The 10,066-nt window shown below is 35.4% G+C and carries 9 protein-coding genes and 1 tRNA gene; 4 read left to right on the forward strand and 6 right to left on the reverse strand.

Annotated elements, in window-relative coordinates:
• Nucleotides 1-28: 28 nt before the first annotated feature.
• On the forward strand, nucleotides 29-1,210 hold the full coding sequence (locus VK161_RS05710; RefSeq protein ID WP_324213796.1) for a LysM peptidoglycan-binding domain-containing protein: 1,182 nt from the start codon (nucleotides 29-31) through the stop codon (nucleotides 1,208-1,210).
• Here the strand turns inward: VK161_RS05710 and VK161_RS05715 are convergent.
• Both VK161_RS05715 and VK161_RS05720 read right to left on the reverse strand, forming a co-directional pair.
• Nucleotides 1,197-1,883 (reverse strand): response regulator transcription factor, encoded by a 687-nt coding sequence (locus VK161_RS05715; protein WP_324213797.1) that lies wholly within the window; start codon nucleotides 1,881-1,883, stop codon nucleotides 1,197-1,199. The genes VK161_RS05710 and VK161_RS05715 overlap by 14 nt on opposite strands.
• 70 nt (nucleotides 1,884-1,953) lie before the next feature.
• On the reverse strand, nucleotides 1,954-3,207 hold the full coding sequence (locus VK161_RS05720; protein WP_324213798.1) for a HAMP domain-containing sensor histidine kinase: 1,254 nt from the start codon (nucleotides 3,205-3,207) through the stop codon (nucleotides 1,954-1,956).
• Between the two features lie 207 nt (nucleotides 3,208-3,414).
• On the opposite strand from VK161_RS05720, the gene VK161_RS05725 reads away from it, so the two are divergent.
• A complete protein-coding gene (locus tag VK161_RS05725; RefSeq protein ID WP_324213799.1) occupies nucleotides 3,415-3,828 on the forward strand; it encodes a DUF1573 domain-containing protein in 414 nt (137 codons plus the stop codon).
• A 63-nt stretch (nucleotides 3,829-3,891) separates the two neighbouring features.
• Here the strand turns inward: VK161_RS05725 and VK161_RS05730 are convergent, their stop codons facing one another.
• The 4 genes from VK161_RS05730 to VK161_RS05745 all read right to left on the reverse strand — a co-directional run bounded on the left by VK161_RS05730 (nucleotide 3,892) and on the right by VK161_RS05745 (nucleotide 8,327).
• Entirely contained in the window at nucleotides 3,892-4,341 is a 450-nt protein-coding gene (locus tag VK161_RS05730) for a hypothetical protein (RefSeq protein WP_324213800.1), read from the reverse strand.
• A gap of 16 nt (nucleotides 4,342-4,357) precedes the next feature.
• Nucleotides 4,358-5,662 carry a 30S ribosomal protein S12 methylthiotransferase RimO gene (gene rimO / locus VK161_RS05735; RefSeq protein ID WP_324213801.1) on the reverse strand — a complete coding sequence of 435 codons (1,305 nt, stop codon included), beginning with the start codon at nucleotides 5,660-5,662 and terminating at the stop codon, nucleotides 4,358-4,360.
• A 190-nt stretch (nucleotides 5,663-5,852) separates the two neighbouring features.
• On the reverse strand, nucleotides 5,853-7,343 hold the full coding sequence (locus VK161_RS05740) for an OmpP1/FadL family transporter (RefSeq protein WP_324213802.1): 1,491 nt from the start codon (nucleotides 7,341-7,343) through the stop codon (nucleotides 5,853-5,855).
• A gap of 15 nt (nucleotides 7,344-7,358) precedes the next feature.
• Entirely contained in the window at nucleotides 7,359-8,327 is a 969-nt protein-coding gene (locus VK161_RS05745; protein WP_324213803.1) for a hypothetical protein, read from the reverse strand.
• A 100-nt stretch (nucleotides 8,328-8,427) separates the two neighbouring features.
• Here VK161_RS05745 and proS point away from each other — a divergent pair, with 100 nt between their 5' ends.
• Both proS and VK161_RS05755 read left to right on the forward strand, forming a co-directional pair.
• Complete coding sequence (proS, locus tag VK161_RS05750; RefSeq protein ID WP_324213804.1) at nucleotides 8,428-9,906, forward strand: proline--tRNA ligase; 1,479 nt, start codon at nucleotides 8,428-8,430, stop codon at nucleotides 9,904-9,906.
• Between the two features lie 84 nt (nucleotides 9,907-9,990).
• Nucleotides 9,991-10,062: transfer RNA gene (locus VK161_RS05755), tRNA-Glu, on the forward strand.
• Nucleotides 10,063-10,066 lie beyond the last annotated feature (4 nt).

A 10,066-nucleotide genomic window follows, 5' to 3' on the forward strand; every position in this document is an offset into this window, starting at 1 on the left:
TACAAAAGTGCCTTCAAAATCTATTTTCATGCAGTTTTTCAAGTATTTTATCGTTGTGTTTTTGTTTTGTGGTTTTACTTCTTTTGGACAAAAAGTAATCAAGCACAAGGTGAAATCGGGCGAATCTATTTACTCAATTGCTCGAAAATACGATGTGACTGAAAAGGAAATTTATGAGTTGAATCCGAACTTGAAAAATAAAGTTTTGGGATTGAAAACCATAGTCGAGATTCCGAATAAAAAGTTCAAAGAAGAGGCAAAGAAACCAAAAGAACTTAAAAAGGAAGTTTTGGTTAGCGGTCCAACAAATGCTCCTGTTGAGGTTGCTAATGGTCAATTTTTGACACATTTGGTTACTCCGAAGCAAACGTTATACAGTATTTCTAAATTGTATGGCGTTTCGATGGAAACGATTTGCGACATGAATCCGGAATTGAAAACGGGCAATTTGAAAATCGGAGCTAAATTGAAAATTCCGAATGCACACTACAATCCGAATGTTGTTGAGGAAATAAAAAATACAACTAAAGTTCCAGTTGAAGAACCAAAGGTTGTTGAAAACACACAAGCAACTAAGGTCATCCATAAAGTGCAACCCAAAGAAACGTTGTACCGTATTTCTAAACAATACGGTGTTTCTGTACGAGAATTGCAATTAATGAATCCGAGTATTGGTTCTGGTTTGCCTGTTGGATATGATCTTATAATAAAAAAGGGCTCGGATTTACCTATAAGTTCGCCTGATCCTATAGTAAATGAAACTCCAAAAGAAGTAGTTGAAGTGCAACCGCTTTCGTTGGAGAATATGAGTAAAGCGGAATTTTTGATCGCTAAAGCCTCGCAACACATTGGAACACGATACCGAAGCGGCGGAACTTCACCGGGCGGATTTGACTGTTCGGGTTTGATGTTAGCGACTTTTCGTGAAATAGAAATGACATTGCCAAGAACTTCGGCAGAACAATCGCATCACGGAATTTCGATTGATCGTTCTCAAGCTCAAAAAGGCGATTTGATTTTCTTTGCTACGGGTAGAAAAGGTAGAATCAATCATGTTGGAATGGTAACCGAGGTGAATGGCGATGAAATCAAATTCATTCATTCTTCCATACAAGCAGGAGTAATTATATCTTCAACTAATGAAGAGTATTACGCTCGCAGGTTTGTAAAAGTAAACCGTGTGTTGACTGAACCGTTTATTCAACACTAAATTTAAACCCAATTCCGTGTAAGTTTTCGATGGCGATTCCTTTTTCGTTGGCCAAAATTTTGCGCAAGCGAGAAATGAATACATCCAAACTTCTTCCCATAAAGTAATCGTCGTTGCCCCAAAGTGATTTGAGGATTTCCTCGCGTTTCATTACCACATTTTTATTATCGAGAAACAGTTTTAAAAGTTCGGCTTCGCGTTGGGTCAAACTGATTTTTTCGGATTCGGTGAAAACCAAATAATTTTTACTGTCAAATTGGTATTTGCCTACAGTATAAATAACCTTTTCGGCAGTAATTGTCTTTTTTTGCGAGCGTTTTAGGAAGATTTCGATTTTTAGTAATAATTCTTCAATGCTGAATGGTTTTACCAGATAATCATCGGCGCCCAAACGCAATCCTTTGATGCGATCTTCTTTTAAGGTTTTGGCCGAAAGAAAAATAATCGGAACTTCAGAATTGATTTGTCGTACTTTTTCAGCCAAATCAAAACCATCCATTTTGGGCATCATAATATCAAAAATACACAAGTCGAAACCTTCTTTTTTGAAACTTTCCAAACACATTTCGCCATCAGTACAATGAGTCACATCGTAGTGTTGTTCTAGATTGTCTTTGGTAAGAAACGCTAAGGTTTCGTCGTCTTCTGCGTAAAGAATTTTATATTTTGTCATAGCTTAATTAATCACACTAATTTCACGAATTATCACTATTATAGTGGTGTAATTTCTAAAATTATTTTTATCATTTCGGAATCACAATCGAAATCGTAATTCCTTTATCGTTGTTATTGGAAGCAAAAATTTTCCAATGGTGTTGGGTACATATTTTTTTTACGTAATACAATCCGAGTCCGAAACCATTCACTTCATTACTTTTGGTACTTGGAATTCGGTAAAATTTATCAAATATAAAATTTAAATTCTTATTTGAAATACCAATTCCGTTGTCGGAGAAGTCCATTCTAATTTGATTTTTTTCTTCAGTAATAGCAACAATGATTTCGGGATTTCCATCACAGTATTTCACCGAATTGTCCATTAAATTGTAAATGATATTGGTAAAATGGAATTCATCGGCTTTGATTATGTAGTCTTTATCAGTATTGATTTTAGCGACCAAGTTAGGGTTTCGCAATTGTAAATTTTCAATTACTTCCTTGACTATGGGAACAACTGTAACTTCGGTCATTACCATTTTCATAGGTTCATTATCCGATTTGGCAATGTTGAGGATTTGCTCGATATGACTGTTGAGTTTTTTACTTTGACTGATGATGATTTCGGTATATTTTTCTAGTTTTTCATCCTTTTTGATGCTTTCTTGCTTGTTCAAGTAACTAGAAGCAAGCAGGATGGAGGAAAGCGGTGTTTTGAACTCGTGCGTCATGTTGTTGATGAAATCACGTTGGAGTTCGGAGTATTTTTTTTGCTGAATAATGGTATAAATCGAATAAACGTAAATCAGTAAAATGACTATTAAGGCCAAGGAAAGTAGAAACCAAAACCGTAATGAACTTAATAAATAAGAGGTTTCATTCGGAAAACGAACCGCAAAGTAGTATACTAAATTTTCATGTTTAGGGAAATAAACATCTGATTTTTTTGCTTTTTTATTAGAGAATGAGATGTAATTACCATACACCATTTCGTCACTTTCACAGTTGTACATGGCATATTCATAATCGGTATTGATGTTGAATTTGGCAAACTCTGTCTTTAAATAGTACTCTAAAATATCGGGCTGAAAATCATTTTCTACATTAACGATATAGTAGTCGTTGGCTACTTTTTTTATCGGATTGTTAACGGGTAATTCACTATTGGAACTGTTGTAGAGTTTTTTTACCACTTCAAGTAATGCAACGTGAGTTTTTTGAGAAAACTTTTGTTCTTCTACTGAAAATGCTTCTCTCGTCCACAGCAACTGAGCGATTAGTATTCCGATGGTTGCTATTAATCCGAGTACGATTATTATATTAAGGTTTTTTGCTTTCAACTAATTCTACTGATTTGGTATTCACTTCACTTCAAAAATACTTAAAAAAACGCTTGTAAATTGCCATTAACAAGTTGTTAACAAACATTTGAAATCACTTAACAAGCAGTAATTAATTCTCGATATATATTTGTCTTGTTGAATTTGATGAATGAGTCACATCAACAATTAACTAAAAATTAAATAACTAAATAAAATCAAAAAATTATGAAAGCAATTAAAATTTCAATGTTAGCATTAACTTTAGGTTTAATGTCGTTTACAGGTAACCCAGTTCAAAACAACGGAACAGTTAAAGAAGTAACTGTTGGTGGAATTGTTTGGAAATCGGAATCAATTGACGTTGGTGAAATTCCACAAGGAACTCCAAAAACAATTGAGTTTGAATTTAAAAACAATACTGACAAAGAGGTTTTGATTACTAATGTTAAGCCAACTTGTGGATGTACTGCTGCAGATTATACAAAAACGGCTATTGCTCCTGGAAAAACGGGTTATGTAAAAGCTACTTATAATGCTGCTGCTGCAGGTGTTTTCAATAAATCAGTTACTGTTACAACTAATGCTGAAGAAACTCCTAAAACGTTAAAATTCAACGGAACTGTTGTTGCAAAAGCATAATATTTAAATAAGAAGGTTTGTTACTACAAAAAACTCCATCTGATTTCAGATGGAGTTTTTTAATTATTCTTTATTCTTTTTCTTGTCTTTTTTACCTTTTTTCTTGTCCTTTTCGATTGCAGCTTCATTTTTTAAGAGTTCGTATCTTTCTTTTTGCTGCGGATTAAGTAGAGCGAGTACTCTAATTTCTGTTGACTCAGATAATGATTTTAACGCTTCAGTTTTAGCTTCATTACTATCTTCTTTCTTTAAAATGATGCCTTGCTTTTTCATATTGTCTGTATAGATTTGTCGAATAGCAACCACTTGAAGAGCATCTAATTTTAAATCTTCGGTCAACCGTGTCATCAATTTATTTAAACTTTCTTCCCTAGCTTTTTCAATTTCCTCTTTTGTAGGTTCGCTGTTCTGAGTTGGAGTTGACATCGAGTTGTTACGATTGTATCCGTTTTGAGAAAAGGCGCTCAAAGTGAAAACAAACACTACAGCAATCGTTAATTTTACTCTTTTCATATCAAAAAAATTACGGTTAATTAATGGGCTCGCCATACAAGTCAAATTCGGTAGCGTCAATAATTTTAATTTCAGCAAAATCACCCGTTTTTAGATAAAATTGGGAAGCATCAATAAGTACTTCATTGTCTACATCTGGACTATCAAATTCGGTTCTTCCTACAAAATACTGACCTTCTTTTCGGTCGATAACACATTTGAAGGTTTGCCCAATTTTCTCCTGATTCAAATCCCATGAAATCTGCGATTGTAAATCCATTATTTCGGCAGCGCGAGCTTGTTTTACTTCTTCTGGAACATCGTCAACTAAAGCATAAGCGCCCGTGTTTTCTTCGTGAGAATACGTAAAACAGCCTAAACGATCAAACTTCATTTCCTGAACCCAATCGCGTAATATTTGAAAATCCTCTTCCGTTTCTCCTGGATAACCTACGATTAAAGTCGTTCTTATGGCAATTCCAGGAACGGCTTCTCTAAAATCTTTTAATAAACGAGTCGTTTTTTCATAAGTGGTACCGCGCTTCATCGATTTTAGAATTTTATCTGAAATATGTTGCAACGGAATATCAATATAATTACAAATTTTAGGTTCGCGTTTCATTAACTCTAAAACATCCATCGGGAAACCTGTTGGAAATGCATAATGAAGTCGAATCCATTCAATTCCTTCTACTTTGACTAGGTTTTCTAATAACTCGGCGAGATTTCGTTTTTTATATAAATCCAAACCATAATAGGTCAAATCTTGTGCAATAAGAATCAATTCTTTTACGCCGTTTTTGGCTAAACCTTCGGCTTCTTTCACCAATTTTTCAATGGATTGAGAAACGTGTTTTCCGCGCATAATCGGAATGGCACAAAAACTACAAGGACGATCGCAACCTTCTGCAATTTTTAAGTACGCGTAATTTTTTGGAGTTGTAGTCAAGCGTTCTCCTAGCAATTCATGCTTATAATCGGCACCTAATGCTTTTAACAAAAGTGGTAATTCTGTTGTTCCAAAATATTGATCTACATTCGGAATTTCTTTCTCTAAATCTGGGCGGTATCGTTCGGATAAACATCCGGTTACGAATACTTTATCTACAATTCCGCGCTCTTTTTTATCAGCATATTCCAAAATGGTATTGACTGATTCGGCTTTAGCATTATCAATAAATCCGCAGGTGTTAATCACCACAATGTTGCCTTCTTGTTCGTGTACAACGTCTTTTCCGCTGGCTTTCAATTGACCCATTAATACTTCGCTATCGTACGTATTTTTAGAACAACCTAAAGTGATGACGTTGATTTTATTCTTTTTGACCGATTTGGTTCTCATAAACTTAAAAATTGGAGTGCAAAATTACGTTATTTATTTTTAGAAGCGAAAGGCTTGTGTGTTTTTGTAATCCATATTCCCGCTTTCCGCACCGCACGGCGGATTGCTCCAATCAGGGCTAGAATAAAAACTACAGGAACAAAAAAACCATCCGAATCAACGAATGGTTTTTGTATGCTATAATTAATCATTACAATTCAAATAATACCGAAACCGTTACATTATGGTTTTTAGCATTTACAGTAGAATAATCCGTTAATCCTTGACTGAAGAACTGTTGATCGTAAAAACGTTGAGAGTACGAATAAGCTGCATCTACTTTAGTTTTACCAAAATTGTAACCCAATCCACCAGAGTAACCAGTTAAATCGCCGATTGTTCTACCGTTTTTGTATGGACTTTCTTCAAAACGATACCCACCACGTAGGCTTAAATTTTTGATTTTATACTCAGCACCTAAACGGTATTCTGAAGAATTAGTCAAAACACTAGCGATATAAGCATTTTCACCCGCAAAATCACTGTTGGGTTTCAATTGAATATCTTCATGATTTTTCATGATGTAGTCAAAGCTGAATAATCCTTTTTTACCAAATACGTAGGCAATACTTCCTGAAATACTTCCAGCAGTTCTCACTTTATAGGGTTCGTAAATAAGAGTTATGTTTGGATCAGCAACATCGGGAATTAATTCTTCATTTACATTTCCGCTCACTGCAGCAAGACTTTGTCTTGTTTCATCATTTAATTTATACCAAGTTGGCGATTGATAGGCCAATCCCAAACGAATCTCTTTGATAGGCTTGATGATTGTTCCTACTTGTACCGAAAATCCAGAACCATAAGTATACAATTCGTTGTTAAAGCGAAGACGTTTAACTAAATAGTCGGTTGAAGTATTATTAAAATCGTTTCTTTCATAAAAACTTGTCGATTGAGTGTAATCCACAAAATGGCTGTTTAAATTTATTCCAATAGAAAAGATGTCTTTGTATTTTACAGCACCATTAAAGGTGATTTTTCCATTAAATCCGGTTGATACGTATTCGTTTTCTTGATAATAATTGGCTCCAGCTGGAACATTAGAATAGTATTCTGTGTTACTAGCAGAGTTTGTAGCTGGATTGATTACATAGGCTTGGTACCCTAAAAACCCTTGTTGCTCATTATAGGTTAATTCATCAAAAAAATAATTTGATAAATAATCCAAAGGAACTCCATTAGCATAACTTGTAAAGTAATTGGCAACAGAATTTCTATTTGTTCCTGATGAAAAAACGGAATTGTCAAAATTAGCAGTACTTTCGTAATTGATGCCAATAGCAATTTTTGACCAATCACTGCCTTCAGCACTTTCAAAAACAAAAACAGCTCCAGCTTGGTTTAAATCGATGCTGTTTTCTAATTCTGAGTTTACAGTTCCGAAATAATTCGATTTATTATTTACATTAAAACTTCGCAAAGAAAATCCAGCTTGATTATTAGCAAAAACTGTTGATCCAGCAGGGTTCAAACTAATGGCCGATAAATCTCCGCCCAATGCTCCAAAAGCACCACTCATTGAGTTAAAACGAGCCGTTCCACCTAAATCTGATTGAGAATAGCGCAAAGCGTCGTTGATATTTTGTCCGAATGAAAAAAATGAACAAAACAAAGTAAGGTTTAAAATATACTTCTTCATAGAATTGTTTTTAGATTATCTTCTTCCACCACCACCAGAACGACCACCACCGCCTCCGCCAGATGATCTGCCTCCGCTGTATCCACCACCTGAACTAGAAGAACGAGGCGATTCGCTGTATGAACGTGGAGTAGAAGTAGAAGTACGTGTAGGTGATGTACTAGTATTGTTTCTTGGAGTTGAATTATTGCGCACTGGGGTAGCTGTATTCTCAGAACGAGTTCCACCATTATTTACTCTTGGTCCTGTAGTATTGTTTCGAGTTGTATTTCTTGTGGTTGTAAAGCTTCTCGGATTGGATGCATTACTTCTAATACCATTTACATTACCATTTCTGTTAACAGTGGCAGTTCTTCCACCATTAAAATAGGCACTTCTTCCATCTCTTCTTCCATTTACATACGCATAGTGGTTGCCATAGTAACCATTACCCCAACCGTTTCCGTACCAAGAATTCCATCCCCAGCCCCAATTAGGACCGTACCAAGAATTCCAACCCCAACCCCAATTTGGGCCATACCAAGAATTCCAACCCCAGCCCCAATTGGGACCGTACCAAGAATTCCATGCTAAATTATTCCAACCCCAATAGTTTCCATACCAGTAATTGTTCCAATAATTCCAACCCCAATTGTTGTCGTAAACGTTTACAATAACAGTTTCAGAAGAGTTGGAACCCCAACTGTTATAACCCGATACTTGGTCTGTTGTATTTTTGTTGATGGTGTCTAACGAAGTATAATTCTCAACATCGGTAAACATTTCTTGATTTTCTTGATTTAATGAACTAAAGTATTCTTTGTATTTTTCATTGTCTTTTTGGTCATCATTTGCTACTTTTTTAGCAGTTTCTGTACCATATATTCCGTCATTGTCGTAATACGACTTGTTTTGGTACGAGCCACAAGAGGTTAGCACCAATGCAAACAGTCCAAATACTGAGTAGATGGATAGTTTTGTACTAGAAAAATAATTTGTTTTCATAACTATAGCATTTTTATTGTTGGTCTTTACAAAAATAGTTAGTTTTGCCGAACTATTTAGTTAAAATAAGTTAAACAATTTTTATGCCAAACTATTCATTATGAGTAAGAACTTAACAAAGAGAGCAGAGGATTATTCCAAGTGGTACAATGAACTTGTAGTCAAGGCTGATTTAGCTGAAAATTCAGGTGTTAGAGGTTGTATGGTAATTAAACCGTACGGCTATGCTATTTGGGAGAAAATGCAAGCAGAATTAGACAGAATGTTTAAAGAAACAGGCCACAGTAATGCCTATTTCCCTCTTTTTGTGCCCAAGAGTATGTTTGAAGCAGAAGAGAAAAATGCTGAAGGATTTGCAAAAGAATGTGCCATTGTGACGCATTATCGCTTGAAAAATGATGAAACTCGTCCGGGTAAATTAATGGTTGATCCGAATGCAAAATTAGAGGAAGAGCTTATTGTACGACCAACCAGTGAGGCGATTATTTGGTCAACTTATAAATCATGGATTCAATCGTATAGAGATTTGCCATTACTAATTAATCAATGGGCAAATGTTGTGCGTTGGGAAATGAGAACGCGTTTGTTTTTAAGAACTGCTGAGTTTTTATGGCAAGAAGGACATACTGCTCATGCAACCAAGTTGGAAGCCATTGAAGAATCTGAAAAAATGATGAATGTGTATGCTGATTTTGCCGAAAATTTTATGGCTATTCCAGTAGTAAAAGGATTGAAAACTGAAACCGAGCGTTTTGCTGGTGCTGAGGAAACCTATTGTATAGAAGCTTTAATGCAAGATGGAAAGGCCTTACAAGCAGGAACATCGCACTTTTTAGGGCAAAATTTTGCCAAAGCTTTTGATGTTAAGTTTGCCAATCAAGAAGGAAAGCAAGAATACGTTTGGGGAACATCATGGGGAGTTTCTACCCGATTAATGGGTGCGTTAGTGATGACACATTCAGATGATAATGGTTTGGTATTGCCTCCAAACTTAGCACCTATTCAAGTTGTTATTGTTCCTATTTATAAAAGTGAAGAAGAATTAGAAGCTATTTCGGTTGTTGTTAACGATTTGATGGCTCAATTCAAAAAGAATCATATTTCAGTTAAATTTGATAATAGAACTACTCAAAAGCCTGGGTTTAAATTTGCAGAATGGGAGTTAAAAGGAGTTCCGGTTCGAATTGCCGTTGGTCCTAAAGATTTGGAGAATGGAACTTTTGAGGTGGCTCGAAGAGATGCTTTATCCAAAGAAATACAGCCAAAAGAAGGAATTGTAACATATATAGGTAGCTTATTAGAGCAGATTCAAAAAGATTTATTCGATAGAGCGCTCAATTACAGAGATACTCATATTACTGAAGTAAATTCGTTTGAAGAGTTTAAAGAGGTTTTAGAAAATAAAGGAGGATTCATTTCGGCCCATTGGGATGGCACAGCTGAAACCGAAGAAAAAATCAAAGAATTGACCAAAGCAACCATCCGATGTATTCCTTTAAATCAAATACAAGAAGAAGGAACTTGTTTTTTTTCAGGAGCTAAATCTACTGGAAGAGTGCTGTTTGCAAAAGCGTACTAAAAAAAAATAAAAAAAGTGTACACTACTATTGTATGAATTAAAAATAGTTGTATTTTTGCACTCGCATTACAAAAAAGATGTGATGGCCCGTTCGTCTATCGGTTAGGACGCCAGGTTTTCATCCTGGTAAGAGGGGTTCGATTCCCCTACGGGCTACAAG

The sequence above is a fragment of the Flavobacterium sp. genome, from assembly GCF_035299245.1.
Taxonomy (GTDB): Bacteria; Bacteroidota; Bacteroidia; order Flavobacteriales; family Flavobacteriaceae; genus Flavobacterium.